The organism is Paraburkholderia unamae, assembly GCF_003096875.1.
Classification (GTDB): domain Bacteria; phylum Pseudomonadota; class Gammaproteobacteria; order Burkholderiales; family Burkholderiaceae; genus Paraburkholderia; species Paraburkholderia unamae.
In genome coordinates, this window is sequence record NZ_QEOB01000053.1 from 1 (window position 1) to 14,234 (window position 14,234).

Annotated in this window: 10 protein-coding genes; 3 read left to right on the forward strand and 7 right to left on the reverse strand. The window is 62.3% G+C overall.

The features are described 5' to 3' along the window. Window positions 1-113: 113 nt before the first annotated feature. Both C7402_RS45785 and C7402_RS45790 read right to left on the reverse strand, forming a co-directional pair. Window positions 114-6,902 (reverse strand): LamG-like jellyroll fold domain-containing protein, encoded by a 6,789-nt coding sequence (locus C7402_RS45785; RefSeq protein ID WP_116615270.1) that lies wholly within the window; start codon window positions 6,900-6,902, stop codon window positions 114-116. Next, the gene (locus tag C7402_RS45790) at window positions 6,895-7,557 is read right to left on the reverse strand and encodes a hypothetical protein (protein WP_112174029.1); all 663 of its coding nucleotides are present in this window, start codon (window positions 7,555-7,557) and stop codon (window positions 6,895-6,897) included. Before C7402_RS45790 ends, C7402_RS45785 begins: the two co-directional genes overlap by 8 nt. A 951-nt stretch (window positions 7,558-8,508) precedes the next feature. Between C7402_RS45790 and C7402_RS46675 the strand changes: the two genes are divergently transcribed. Next, window positions 8,509-8,781, forward strand: a complete 273-nt coding sequence (locus C7402_RS46675; RefSeq protein WP_133254675.1) for a hypothetical protein — start codon at window positions 8,509-8,511, stop codon at window positions 8,779-8,781. A gap of 465 nt (window positions 8,782-9,246) precedes the next feature. Here the strand turns inward: C7402_RS46675 and C7402_RS45795 are convergent, their stop codons facing one another. The 5 genes from C7402_RS45795 to C7402_RS45815 all read right to left on the reverse strand — a co-directional run bounded on the left by C7402_RS45795 (window position 9,247) and on the right by C7402_RS45815 (window position 12,792). After that, window positions 9,247-10,464 carry an arabinose transporter gene (locus tag C7402_RS45795; RefSeq protein ID WP_116615271.1) on the reverse strand — a complete coding sequence of 406 codons (1,218 nt, stop codon included), beginning with the start codon at window positions 10,462-10,464 and terminating at the stop codon, window positions 9,247-9,249. A gap of 11 nt (window positions 10,465-10,475) precedes the next feature. Beyond that, the gene (locus tag C7402_RS45800; protein WP_112174027.1) at window positions 10,476-10,703 is read right to left on the reverse strand and encodes a tautomerase family protein; all 228 of its coding nucleotides are present in this window, start codon (window positions 10,701-10,703) and stop codon (window positions 10,476-10,478) included. A gap of 64 nt (window positions 10,704-10,767) precedes the next feature. Then, window positions 10,768-11,505: an SDR family oxidoreductase gene (locus C7402_RS45805; RefSeq protein ID WP_116615272.1), complete on the reverse strand. Its 738-nt coding sequence runs from the start codon at window positions 11,503-11,505 to the stop codon at window positions 10,768-10,770. 29 nt (window positions 11,506-11,534) lie between these two features. Continuing rightward, complete coding sequence (locus C7402_RS45810) at window positions 11,535-12,317, reverse strand: carboxymuconolactone decarboxylase family protein (RefSeq protein WP_116615273.1); 783 nt, start codon at window positions 12,315-12,317, stop codon at window positions 11,535-11,537. Window positions 12,318-12,330: 13 nt separating this feature from the next. Continuing rightward, window positions 12,331-12,792: a (R)-mandelonitrile lyase gene (locus tag C7402_RS45815; RefSeq protein WP_116615275.1), complete on the reverse strand. Its 462-nt coding sequence runs from the start codon at window positions 12,790-12,792 to the stop codon at window positions 12,331-12,333. A gap of 55 nt (window positions 12,793-12,847) precedes the next feature. On the opposite strand from C7402_RS45815, the gene C7402_RS46680 reads away from it, so the two are divergent. Both C7402_RS46680 and C7402_RS45820 read left to right on the forward strand, forming a co-directional pair. After that, entirely contained in the window at window positions 12,848-13,054 is a 207-nt protein-coding gene (locus C7402_RS46680) for a hypothetical protein (RefSeq protein WP_133254676.1), read from the forward strand. A 50-nt stretch (window positions 13,055-13,104) separates the two neighbouring features. Next, on the forward strand, window positions 13,105-14,007 hold the full coding sequence (locus C7402_RS45820; protein ID WP_116615274.1) for a LysR family transcriptional regulator: 903 nt from the start codon (window positions 13,105-13,107) through the stop codon (window positions 14,005-14,007). Window positions 14,008-14,234: the final 227 nt, after the last annotated feature.

Genomic DNA, 14,234 nt, shown 5'->3' on the forward strand with positions numbered 1-14,234 from the left:
TGCCCGTGTGAAAGTAGGTAATCGTCAGGCTCCTTATGCTGTAAAGTCCAGAACCCCGGTGTCTCCGAAAGAGAGCCGGGGTTCTGGCGTTTACGCTTCGGCTACGCGCAGAATCATTGCGGCAGTTTCACCACTCCCGTACGCAATCCGGCAATCGTGTAGCTGATGATGCGCGACACCAGGCGTGTCAACATCTCGGCTGCCTGCGGGTTGGGGGCGGGCCCGTTTGTGCCCGGTCGTGCCGTTTTCAGAAACGCGCCCCACCACGGCACCGATTGCTCGAGCAGCGAGGCTGGGTACACACCCGGCGACGTCGGCGCCGGATTGATGGCAATCGCGACCGCTGCGCCAACCTGCGCTGGTGTCGGGTTGATGCCGCTTAGCTGACCGGTGATCAAGGCCAGCAGTTCGAGATTGCCCTCGACATTCGGCGGCTCGTTGAGCGGCGCCGCTTTCGTGTAGACCGGCCGCGCGGCGATCCGCGGCGGGATGCGTTCGACGTAGGTCACACGGTGCAGCACACGCCAGGCGGGGCCGCTCGTGTCGAGCTCGCGCATTGCGCGCGCCGCCGGATCGTTCGACTGCGCCTTCCACACCGGGTCGACAACCTTGGCGAACCCGTCCGCGTTCTCCTGGCTGGCTGGTAGCAGGAAGCTGAAGAAGCGGTACTGGCGCACCTTGCCCGGGCACAGGCCCGGCGCGAACGCGCCGGTGCCCCCACCGTAGTCAGCGCCCGCACTGGGGTCCCAGGCCGGGAGATAGGACTCGCCGTCGACCGTGACGTCGAGCGTGACCGACTGCTGCTTGTCACTCTTGAGGCCGACGTGAACATCGACCATCTGCGTGACGAGCAGATCGAGCGAATACGCGAAACCGAGTTCGAAGAAGAATTCGCCCTGTGCCTTGAGCCCGCCACCGCCCCCACGGTTGCGCCAGCCCGTATAACTGCGCGACGACACGCTCGCGAAGCTCTGCGACTCCGTATGCAACCCCTTGTCGGCGCTCCAGACGTAGCGGTTGGCAATGCCCGTGACGGGCAAGCTGCCCTGATTGCCGCCGCCCGGTTCGCTGTCGAAGTCAACCGGCAGGTTCGCCTTGGCGTCGTTCAGGCTCGCGTTGCCGCCCTGGCCGCGTCCTTTCCAGTCGAACTGAGCGGCATAGGCTTGCCGACGTTCGTTCTGCGCCTCAAGAGACGCGGCGAGCGCATAAGCCTCGGTTGGCTGGAAGTAACTGCGGTGGGGGGCACCGGCGTTGCCGGTCGAAGGGTCGTCGACCAGTCCGACCTTGCCGTCGAGCGAGCCGTTCTTCGTGTAACGCGGGTTCATCGGAAACAGCAGCAAGTTGCGGTCGGGCGGAATGGCCAGGTTGGGCACGATTAGCGTTCCGACAGCCGCGCCGCTGGCGTGGTAGACCATGGCGAACAGGTCGGCGACGAGCGACTCGACGAGCGCGTAGCCGAGATTCGCCGGCACGAAGCGCCTGCCCACCTGCGGATTCAGATAGCGCTTTGCATCGCCCTGGAACGTCTCCCAGTCACCCTTGACCGCGACCATATCTTTCTGGACCGACGTCCACTCTCCCGAAAGGTCGGTGCCCTGGGTATCGCCATACGTCGCCTTGGTCGCGGCCACCGCCTGCACGGTGGATTTCAGGTCATAGGCCTGCTTGTTGATGAGCAGGATGCTCCAGTCGGCGCGGCTCTCGATGCCGAACAGACCGATCGCAGCCTTGAAGTCGATGTCGACGGTCGTTGTCGTGCTCGAGCTGTACGCGATCTTCTGGCTGCTCTGCTGGGTGAGCGTGACGGATGATGTGCCGTTGTAGGCGGTGTAGAGGGTGCTGGTTTGCGACAGGTAGTACGGGCGCGACAGGTTCTCGCTCGGCACCGGTGGCGCCCCCTCGATGTAGCCGATCAGCGTCGGGTCGGTCTGCACCTGGCCGACGTAGATCAGGTCGAGCAGCCCCAGCTCGATCGGCCGTTCGGGGGCGGCGTTGGGGTCAAGCACATAGGCGCGTTCGAGTATCGCCTTGCCCTGGCTTGTGCCGGCGGCGGTGGCGACCGCGTAGGAACCCGCCGCGACGCGTCCGGGCGTCGACGCGCAGAGGTACGTGAGCGGGCCGCCATACACGTTCTGGATCAGCGCCCCTTCGTTGCTGACCGGAAGATCGCCGGGCAGCAGACGGCCAGCGCCGATCGCCGGAACAGGGTCATTGCCGCCGCCGGTCTGGTCGATGCCGCCGTTGCTGAAATTCCAGAATGCGAGCAGGCCGGGCTCGTCGCCCGCACGCGGCGTGTACTGTTGCCCGCGTATGGTCGCGAGGTCGCGGGCGACGCCCCACAGGCTCAGCGAGCCGAGCCGGCCCACGAGCCCATTCACGCCGCTCTCGAGCGGTTTGCCAAGGGTGAACTGCGAGTTCGTGGCGGGCGTGAGCGTCCCAGCGTAAGGCTCGACGCTGACGACCGGTGCGCCGTTGGCGACAAAGTGCAGGGTCGAGGTGTCGTTGAGATTCGTCCAGCATGCCGACGACGTCAGCACCGCATCGCTGTTGCCAATCGTGTCGGCCGCGACCACGCCCTCGCCGTCGCGCAACGCCCACTCGGCAGCGAGGCCCGCAGGCGGCCCGAAGGCGAGCCGCGTCGGCTGGAGTTCGGGAAACAGGTTAGCGACGCTCGCGGCCGCGCTCCAGTAACGCAGCCGCCCGAGCGTGCCGCGAAACAGGCCGTACGACTCGACCGGTTGGTCGGCACCGTCTGGTGCGAGGTTGGTCCGGCCAATGAGCACGTCGGTCTGCGACGTGGCGAGTTGAAGCACGCTGGTCTTCACGGTCCCCGTCTTCGTGCCGATCGGTTTGCCGCCGGCGTAGAGGGTCATCGTGTACGAGGCGGTCGAACCGTCTTGCCGTGTGGCTGAAACCCCGCTGAAGACGGCGGCCACGTGCCGGACTGCGCCGTCGGCCAGGTTGATCTGCGAACTCGTCACGGTATCGGTTTTGGTCGCGCCGAGGTCGGTGTCGATCATCTTCACGGTGAACGTCAGATTGCCTTTGGCGTCCACGGCGAGCTGGTAGCACTGATCGGCGGGCGACTGGTCCCATGCCCAGTGGGCAACGATGGTCGCATTCTGCGCCGTCGCGGCGGGCAACTGGACCCACGCGTCGAGGGCGAACGACGACCCCGGATTCAGATCGCCGCCCGGACAGCGCGCCCAGTCGTAGCGGCCGGCGTTAAAGCGTGTCGCCGGATTCAGGTTCAGCGCGCCGCCGGCCTGGTAGACCAGCGCGAAGTGGTTCCAGCGGTCGTTGGGCAAGGCCGCGTGGACTTCCACGGCGGGCAGGCCGGCGATGCTCGCGACGAGCGAGAGGAAATAGTCGTCGGCCACCACCTCAACGGGCTGTGTCCACTTGTAGTAGTCGGCGTTCCAGTCCGCGCCGCTGACTGCTGCGATGTTGACCAGGTAGTTGCCGGTCGGGCCGCCGGTGTGCATCCCCGTCATCGGCCAGCATCCGAGCAGCCCCGGTTCGTGGCCGGTGAGGCCGCTGAAGGCCGTGCGCCTGATCTCGGCGGCCGTGCGCTCGACACCCCAATAGCGCAAGGCGGCCACGCGGCCGAACAGGCTTACGTCGGTCGGGGTATTGGCGCCGACGATCAGGAAGGCGCCCCCCTGGTTCTGCTGCAACGGGACATCGGTAAAGGTGCTGTCGACGATCGCGTTGATGAGCAGCACCAGTGACCAGGGACCATTGGGCTTGGGCTGCGTGCCGATCACAGCGACGTGGGTCCACACCGGCAGGTTGCTGTTATTGACCGCCGGCACGATCGCCTTGCTGGTGTAGTCATGGAGCGTCGAGCCATCGCCGCTCGCCCGCAGCACGATGTTGCGTGCAGAGTTGAGCGTGATCGCGAAGGCCGGCACCACCTGGTGCGGCAACTGCACCTGAACGATCCCACCTGATGCGCCGGCCGGTGCGGCCGTCGCATCCGGTTGAATCCAGCACTCCCAGGTAAACGAGGCGGCGGGCAGGAAACTCACGCTGGCCGAGGTGCCGGTCTGGAAGAACGAGGAATCGGGTTGACCGGGTTGCTTGGTGTAGGCGCCGAATTCCACCACGTTCTGGCCTTTGAGCCCGATGCGATAGTCGAGGGCCGGCACGGTGGGCGGCTGCTTCGTCACGCCGTCGTGGAAGGTCACGATGCGCTGCGCCACGCTGCTCGACGGTTGCAGCCACGCTTCGAGCGTCCATTCCGGCTGGGGCCGCAGGTTGATGCCCGGTGGGAGGGCGGCGTTGTTCGCGACGACCGGAACGTTGACGTTGTCCGTGCCATTGAACGTGCACGACATCGGCGCGGGTTGGCGGATCCACGCGCCGGCCGACACCGTGGCGCCCGCGTCCCTGAGCTTGCGGGTCGCCTTTTCGCTGATGCCTTGCGCCTGGAGATTTTCGATGTACGCGGGGATGCCTTCCTCGGGCGCATCGGGCACGCAAACGAACGCGCCGAGCCTGACCAGGCTGGCGATCGGCCCTTTCGGCTGGATGTGCTTCTGGGTGCCGGCCGTGAAGGTATCGACTCGCGCCATCCACCCGGCGAGGTCGATATCGGGAAGCAGCAAGTCGAACAAGGCGGCCATGCCGCGCAAGCTGAGCGCCCCGACCGCTGACACGGTGGGCAGCACGTCGCCGGCTACGCCGGTGATGTCGACGAGCAGACCCAGCGCGGCGAACTTGTTATTGGCGGCAAGCGTTGCGGCGAAATCCTTGACGGCGCGCGGCACGTTCTCGATAGTGAACGCGCCGGACGGCGGCGTGAAGGTGACGGTGAGACCGGGAGCCTTGGCAGGCGCTTCCACCTTGATCGTCATGTTGCTCAAGTCGGGCGCCGTGGCGGTCGGGCGCAACAGGAGCGCTGCATCGATCTGATAGGCGTCGGTGGCAAGTCCGAACAGGGTCGTCGTGCCTGGCCCTGCGACATAGGGGTACACCGTCGCATCGGCCGAGCCGTCAAAGAGGGCGGCCCAACCCGCGACCTTTGCGGGCACGTCGGGCCACACGGCGGTGATCGGCGCGCCGGTGGCCGGCCGGAAGGACAGCGTGACCTGAAGGCGCGCGCCGCTTTGCGCAACGGCGACGCTTGCCAGCGGGATCGTGACGCGCGGCGTCGTGAACGTGGCGACGGGCTCGAAGCCGACCGCCTGCTGCTGCGCCATCTGCAACGGCACCCGTGCGAGCGGAAGCGTGCCGGAGAAGTCGAAGTAGGGGCGTGAGCCGTCCAGTGCATCCGGGTCGGCGCTGTCGTCGGTGGCCTCGCCGTTCAGCACGCTCGAGAATGTGGCCACGTTGCGCGGCACGCCGTGCCAAGTCTCGCTGCCCCAGCCGGTGGCGGCGGGGTAGGTGACGGTCACGTCGCACAGGTCGGGTTGCGGCGTCGTCCAGTTTGCATCGCTGATCTGCACGGTCGACCCTGACATGATCGGGCCGCTTTGCCGGGCGACGAACCTGGCGTTGCCTGACGGCTGTTCGGTCGGGGCGGCGTACTTCCACGGGACCGCCAGTTCGAGCCGGCTCACGCGCGGGTCGAACTGCGCGACCATCGCGCGCGGCTGGCCGGGAACAAGCCCGCCCCAGCCGGAGAGCGCGTCGTTCACGGTGGCGAGCGGGCCGCCCGCATAGAGATGGACGAGCCCGTCCTCGGCCATCCGGCCCGTGAGGTCGGTATGCGGTTGCAGTTGCCCGAGCAGCAGCGCGGTGACGACCTGGCCGCCGATCAGATGCGTGACCCGCGGAGCCTGCGCCGCAGTCGGGAACGCGTTCGACTGCGTATCGGGCTTGAACGTACCACCTTCGATGGAGCCATCGACGAGAACCAGTTCGGGCTGCACCGCCGGCATGGCGGGTGCGAGCCCTTTGGTGTCGAGGCCGAAGTCGTACACGGCAGTGGCGACCGCGAGGCCATTGCCGAGGCGCTCGCCGGACACGGCGAACGCGACCAGCAGTCGCGCGGCGCGTTGCACTTCGACCTGCGCACCCGAGGGATTTTCGGCCGGCTCCTGCTCGGCGTACATCACGATGGCCGGCGCTCGCGTGGCCAGCGCAGGGAGCACCTTGTCGCCTACCTTCGGCGTGAGCAGCGGGTAGGAGGTCGTGGACTCGGAAAAGTCCACGACGGTACCGTCGGTCTCGGTGATGCTCCAGAGCTGGAGGCCGGTGCCGCTCACGCAGGCGACATACCAGCGGAACAGGGCGGGATCGGACGTCGGCACCCGCGCGACATCGAAACCGGCGGCGGCACCGCGAACGTGGCTGAACTCGATGGTCGGCTCGAGAAACGGCGCGCCGGTCAGGTCGAGCGACGAAAGCGTATCCGTGGTGTCGAGCGGCCAGTCACGCACGCCGCTGCGTTGATAGCGGACCTCCCAGGCGCACTCCAGGCCGTATCGGGCGTATGCCGTGCCTGCGACTTCGTCGGTCCAGTGCCGTAGCACGAGGCGGTTCATGTAGAGCGAGCCGGCGGCCGTCGGGCGCAGCACCACCAGGTACGAACCGTCGCTGATCACCTGGAACGGGGCGTCCGCCGGAGTCAGCTTCGTGGCCGTGGTGGCCACCGTGATGAGGTCCATGCCCGCCAGCCGCAACTCGGGAGGCTGCTGCTCCTTCTGGAACGCTTTGCCCGTCGGTGTGCTCGTGGGCGCGCCGGGGAAGGCGAAGCGATACCAGCCGCTCCAGACGCCTTCGCCGGTCGCCCCGCCGCCGCTTTGCGGATCGAGGACCTGAAAGTAGAGGGTCTCGTTCGGGGCCGCCGCCGCTCGTGCGAACGACAGCAGCATGCCTTTGTGAGAGACCAGTTGCGGGGCGGTGAGCGTAACGCCCCATGCATCGCTGGATGGCCCGCTCTCGTAGTTAGACATTCGTCACCTTGGCTAACGTAACCGTCGGGTTGAGATAGGTGTAGCCGTCCACGCTCGGGTCGGTGTTGGTCGCCGTGGCCGTGTAGCGCGCGGCGTTGCCGCCGCTCAGTCCGACCGTGAACGTATGGGTGAATTTCGTGTTGAGGAAGTACGTAATGACGAGCGTGGTCTGGCCGTCAGCGAGCGTGTACGTGCACGTGCCTCCGACGCCCGTGCCCGAGAGCTTGGTGCTGTCGGCCTCGAACGCCTCCACGCTGCTGCCGCTCTCGATCTTGTTCTTCTTGATTTCGATGGTTCCGTTGCTGGGATCGCTGGTGGAGTAGGTCAGCGTGCCGCCGGACTGGTTGTCGATCGTGGGGTAGACATAGTCGTACACACCATACTTGCTCGGTCGCCCGGTCAGGACGTTGCGCACGAGGCCTGCGAAGGCGGGTGCCGCCACCCCGGCGGGAGCCTTGCGAAAGGCGTGCGGCAACTCCGAAGGCGTAATCACCAGGATTCCGGACTCAGGCTCGTAACGGTAGTCGGCCTTGAAACAGTCGCCGGCCAGCGCGCCGGCGTTTCCGGAGAAGCCTTTGACGCCGCTGCGCTCGAGATACCGGGCGACATGGGCCATCTGCTCAGGGGTCACCCCTTCCAACTTGATGCTTTCCATTGCTGTACTCTCCGTGCGTGAGGTGTACAACGACATATCGGGTGTGTCGCTGCACCAAGGGTTGTGAAATCGATGGCTCTCAGTCGTCCCAGCCGCGACTGCCGAGCGCTCCAGCCAGGTTTGTGTACTTCTCTCACGCGCGCGGCGAGCCGGGGCTCCGGAAAACCGGAGTCGCCGCTATCGCGAGAAAATGCTGGGTGAAGGTGGTAAGCTAAAAAGAAATTTAATATTAGTAATCCTGCATTTATTATCTGGAATGCATGCTTCCCTGTCGTTGTGCCTGCTGGATTCTTTATAGAGTACAGATCAGGCTAGATGTAGATTTTTTTTCGAGAGCCACAGATCGCTGACGGTTAATTATCATTCGTGTAATGCGTTTTAATGTCTTTTACGCGGCGCGCATAAGATCGCTCAAATATTCGATAAAAATATCTCCACGGATGCTACATTTTTATGAAATCTCAGCGTCTCAGGCCACTGGGGGCCTTGCGGGAAAACTTCGAACGCGGAACACTTGTGGAGCCGCGTTGACCCAGTCTGTAGCTGCTGCTTTCTCGACCGCACGTCCAGTTCGACGCCGCGCTTGTCGACGCCAGTCGACGGAAGGCAGACTGCTCTGTGTCGTGTCACGAGCCTCTTTTGGCCGAGATGCGAGGCGCTGACAGATTTGAACCGCAACGTCTTCTTTCAAGGGGTAAGATTCCGAGAGAAGTTCGCATACCTAATCACATAGGAATGGTTTTGGGGTAAACCAGAGCGAGTGTGGACCGGATCAGTCGGGATGCAAAGGCAGCTCGAAAATTCTCTTGCGCTTCCGTATGTTTGTACCTAGATTTTCATCGAAGAAGCGGACTTATTTAGATTTGCTTGCCAGAAATGTTTCTGAATGAAAGTGATAATTTCACGGAATTTTACGGTGACTTGATTGAGAATAAACACAAGGAGAGGACAATGAGCGACAGCAAAACATACAACGGGGTTACGCCTGAAATCTTCTCATGTTTGAAAACAAAATCGAAGCGGGATCATGGGACCATTTATGATCCAGCGGAGGGAAATACCGGCACGGCATCTACGAGTGGGTTTGGGTGGGCCGTCAAGCTACAGTTTAATTTCAATCCGGAAGGCGGCCAGTTGCAGTACACCGTACTTGAAAAGAGTTGGATAGTTCCGGTTGGAGAAATTTGGAGCGGAATTTCAGATACCATAAATAGCTGTCGATAATTTTTTGAACGTCTAATATGGCTTGACGCATAGCGACCAGGTTCTTCATGCGTGAATGTCAGGCGCGGCGTTGATGGTGGGGCGGGGCATTCGATACAGTCGCCGGAGGGCAAGTTGTCGGCCTAAGCGGGCCTTCGCAGAAAGGCAGCGGTGCGTCGGCTACAGGCAGGATGACTGCCGTTTACACCTGCGCGACCACAAATGTCCGCTCTCGCTGCCGTCGAACGGGTCCTCACGACCCGAAGCGGTCAATGCCATCAATGCACCTGGACTGGCTGCTTTGTGAGCGAAAGCAGCCAGTCTCAACGGCGCGGTTGATGCGCTTACCCCCCATTTTTCGATCGGGCGAAGTTTCGACAGCGTTGCTCATGGTGAATTCCCGTTCGCTGAAGGACCGCGCGAGCATACACGCTCGTGGTGCAGCGACTTTTAGCGCTGGGACGACTGCTCAGGGATGGGTGAATTTCAACGCTCAAGGCCGGAGCGTGCGCGCTGCGACGATCCTTTGCAAAGCAACCCGCCTGCCACTCCTGCCGTGCATGAAACAACCACGGCGCCGACCAGGAATACTGACCCAAGCCCGGTAAGCCCGCCAACCCAGCCTAACACGGGACTGCCGACGGCCATCGCTACATCGAGGAAAGCCGTGTAGATGCCCATCGCCAGACCCTGGTTCTTCGGTGTCGTTGCGCTTACCACCTCGACTCCGAGTGCCGGATAGACGAGCGAATAGCCAAAGCCCGCAAGTGCCGCCCCCGCAGACGCAATGAGCGGCGTTCTCGCAAGCCCGATCAAAATCAGGCCCACCGCCTGGATGACCACAAACACCAGAGCGACCTTCGCACCACCGAACCGGTCCGGTAGATGACCCGCGAGCGCTCGCGCGAGCATCAGCGCGAGGCCAAATGCGGTGAATGCCATCCATACCGGATGCCAGTGCATGTCGCTGTAGAGCAGCGAACTGAATGCGAGAATCGCGCAGTAGCCGATACTCGCGAGTGCGGCGCCAACGCCTGGCAGCCATACAGCGCTCATGACTGCCTTCAGCGACGAACGATCCCCATGGGGATGCGGTGCGACTGATGGCACCCGGGTGAGGTACAACAAAACGACGAGCGGCAGAACAGTCGTGATCAAAGCGACGGCAATAAAACCGACCGATGCATAAAGAACGGAGCCAACAGGACCTCCAAGGGCCATCGATGCAAACATCGCCGTGCCGACCCAGGCGATGACCTTACCGGCGTGCTCCCTGTCAACAAGCCGGAGTCCCCAGGCGACCGCTCCGGTGATGATGAAACTCTCCGCTCCTCCGAGAACAGCGCGCGCAATCAGTAGAATCGCGACAGAGAGAACGGGTACCTTTACGAACGCAAGTGACAGCAGATAGAGCAATCCTGCCGCTACCGCGCCAATCAGTCCTGTCACAACACCCTGTTTCGCACCATGACGGTCGGACCAGGAACCTGCCCAGATGCGGGAGACCAGTGACGCGGCGAACTGTGCGCCCGCAACGAGCCCGACGACAAAGGTATCGAACCCGAGGTCGTTATGGACGTGCAAGGGTAGCACCGGGAGCGCGACACCGATTATCACGAAGCCGACGAGTACGGCAGCCATGATAGGCATCAGCGTCAACACTACGGAACCTTCCCTCGCCTTTGTGGAAACGATGTATGACATTGCAGGACTCCTTACATCCTGTAACCGGGCTTCTTGAGCAGGATGTCGGGGCGGCCCTGAATGTCAGGGACATAGACATCAACCTTCCATCGGCTTGCATCGATCTCCTCGAACGCGATAGACACCGATTCCTGTCCATACCCGAGGATGGACATCACATCGCGCGTAATCGCATCTGCCAGTTTTTGCTTCTGCTCTTCGGTCTTTCCGGGCCATGCCTTTACGATGACATGTGGCATTGCTTGAATCTCCATGGGTTGAACACGGGTCGAATCGGCCAGGGAAGGCCGCTCTTCGACGCTATCAATACACCTGGCTCGTCGGCCTGAAGAGCACTTCGTTGATATCGACGTCTTCCGGCTGGCTGATGGCGAACTCGACCACGCGTGCAAATGAGCTGGGCGGAATGGCCCTTTCATAGGTCTTCGCCATTCCGGCAGCGATATCGCTGTCTGTAATCGTGCTGATGAGTTCCGTTGCGACGGCGCCGGGCGACACGATTGTCGTGCGGATGTTCCAGGGTTTCACTTCCTGGCGAAGTCCCTCTGAAATGGCTCGGACCGCCCATTTGGTACCCGCGTAGACCGAGCCACCGGGACCTACCTTGTGCCCGGCAACAGAAGAAACGTTGATGATCTGACCGGACATCTGCTTTTGCATGTGCGGCAGCACGGCGGCAATGCCATACAGAACACCCTTGATGTTGACGTCAATCATGCGGTCCCATTCGTCGACCTTCAGCTTGTCGAGCATCGAACTCGGCATCAGGCCAGCGTTGTTCAGCAGGACATCGACGCGCCCGTGAAGGGTTACGGCACGCTCAACGAGTGACTTCACCTGGCTACGGTCGGTCACGTCGGTTTTCTGGATGGCCTCGGGGTTGAGGCGAAGTTCGCGCGCCAGCGTTTCGAGGCGCTCAATGCGACGCGCGCCGAGCACGACGTGAGCACCTGCCTTCGCGAGGTGGCGGGCTGTTTCCGCACCCAAGCCACTACTGGCTCCGGTGATGACGACGACTTTGTTCTGGATACCTGATGACATGATTCGATTCCTTTGGGGTTAGTCGACTGTTATTGCGCCGCGCGCGCTTCGAAGACCGAGCGGACGACGGGAACGGCTGAGAAAGCGTTTGGCCAGCCAGCGTAGTACGCGAGCTGGTTCACGACCTCGGAGGCCTGCTCACGTGTCAGGCCGTTATCCATCGCCTTGTTCAGGTGAAACGGAATCTGCTGGACCTGACCATTGGCAATCAACGCGCTGACGGCAACGAGACTGCGGTCTCGCGGCGCAAGTCCTGGCCGCAGCCACAAATCCCTGAACAGAACGTCGGTCGTGTCGCGCACCAGTCCCGGTGAGGCAGGCCCGGCACTGCTGGCTACGCGCGCCGCACGGTCCGCTTCGGCTTTCTCGTCTAGCGGCAGCCGCTCGACTGAAGCCTGGGGAAGCTGGTTCTGCGTGATGCCTCGGGCAGCAAAAACCTCCCTGGCGATGACGATTGCCGCAATCGCGTTGCCCCAGCCGGCATAGAACGCCAGATGCGTGATGATTTCCGACAGTTCCAGAGGCTTGACGCCGTTATCCAGTGCAAGCGTGAACTGTTCGGGCATCAAGACAACCTGATTGCGTGCAATCACCGCCGCGACCGTGACGATGCTGCGATCACGGGCGGACAAACCAGGCCGCTTCCACAGGTCATTGGCAAGTTTCACCGTGGCATACCGGTCGAGCGCGGGTGACACGGCCAGGATGTCTGCTTCCGAAAGCGTGCCTCGTTGCGCCCCGACTTCCGCCTGAGCGGTGCCTGCGCCAAGTGAAAGTGCGAGAGCGATGGCGGTAGATGTCGTGGCGTTCATTCTGCGTCCTTCCTTATCGATACTGCTCGTCGGACACAGGCTCGAGCCAGTCAACGTTCTTGCCGTCCACCACGTAAGTCAGCGCTACGTGACTCATTGATGTCGTGTCCGTCGCGCCGTGCCAGTGCTTCACGCCTGCGGGAATCCAGACCACGTCGCCAGACTCGATTACGCGGCGTTCCTGACCTTCCTCCTGTATCCAACCCATGCCTGCCGTCACAATCAGCAATTGACCTGCGGGGTGGGTGTGCCAGGTCGTGCGTGCGCGCGGAGCGAAATCGACCAGCCCGACATTGGCGCGCGTCGAATCATTGGGCGGGAGGAGCGACCTGACTGCCGCGTTGCCAGTGAAATTGCCCGGCTTTCCAGCCAGGACCTGCACTTCCGCGCTATGGCGAACTTCGATGCTGTCGGCGACAGCTGCACTCGACGCGATGCCGGCCGCAGTAGTCGCCACTGCGAGTACGTGTTTCATGATGACCTCTTGATGATTGGCGCTCCGAATCAAGCCGACAGCCCCGCATTGCAAGATGCGTCAGGTCGATGACGAAGCGGTAGCGAACGCCCTTCGACTTGATTCGCTCAAATGTCTGGTCAATCTGGCTGGGTTTGATGCGTTCGATGCCGGAGACGATGTGGCGTCATGCGATGGAGTCGACGAACGCCTGCATTTCCGCAATACCTCCGGTGCGCGACGCGGAAACCAGACCGCTCATTCAATGTACGCGACGCGTTAATCAGAAACTAGGTGCTAGAATCAGATTGGACCTATAAGCGGAGCTTCTTAATGGCCGGCGATAACCTGAATGACCTGGCGGCCTTCATGGTCGTCGCACAGGAGAGAAACTTCACTCGCGCCGGGAAACGTCTGGGCGTTTCGCAGTCGGCGCTGAGTCAGACGGTTCGTGCGCTTGAAGCACAGTTAGGCCTTCGGCTGCTCACACGCACAACCCGCAGCGTCGTGCCGACCGAAGCAGGTGAGCGCCTGATGGCGTCTATCGGTCCGCGAATCGAAGAAATCCAGCGCGAGCTCGTGGTGTTGAGCGAATTGCGCGACAAGCCCTCTGGCGTAATCCGGCTGACCGCCACTGAATACGCGGCCGAAGCGGTGCTCTGGCCAGCAATCGCAAAACTGGTCGACGCGTATCCCGACATCAAGGTCGAGGTGCTGATCGACTATGGTTTGACAGACATTGTGAGAGACCGCTTCGATGCCGGCGTGCGACCGGGGGAAACCATTGCAAAGGACATGATTGCAGTGAGGATTGGACCACCGATGCGGATGGCTGTAGCCGGGTCGCCTGACTATTTCAGGAAGCGCAAGCCGCCCCGGATGCCGCAGGAGCTGACGGGTCACAGCTGCATCAATCTTCGCCTCTCCAGTCACGGAGGGCTGTACGCCTGGGAGTTCGAGAAACGCGGGCGGAAACTGAACGTCAGGGTGGACGGTCAACTCGTGTTCAACAGCAGCAATCTCATTTTGCACGCCGCACTCGATGGGCGGGGGCTTGCCTATCTGACCGAGGGGCAGATGGAGCCCTACCTTGCTGATGGTAGGTTGGTTCGCGTTCTGGAAGACTGGTGTGAACCGTTTTCAGGCTACCACCTCTACTATCCAAGCCGTCGACAGCCGACGGCCGCGTTCGCCCTTCTGGTCGATGCCTTACGGTATTCACCACAGAAGCGCTAATTTGATTCGGAATCCTTCTTGTCTTTGCGGAAATCCAGATCAAACCCGGCTTGGCGTTTCGTGAACGCCGACTTCTGAGGTAGAACCTGTCGTCTGGATGTCGGGCGAAGTAGCGCACGAGCTGCGGTTTCTGGCCGAGGGTGTGTCAAAACACGTGCGATCGCCTAGACTGAATCAACCTGTTAGCGCGAGAGGCGGAGATGGGGCGATTTGTCGAAGGTGCAAAC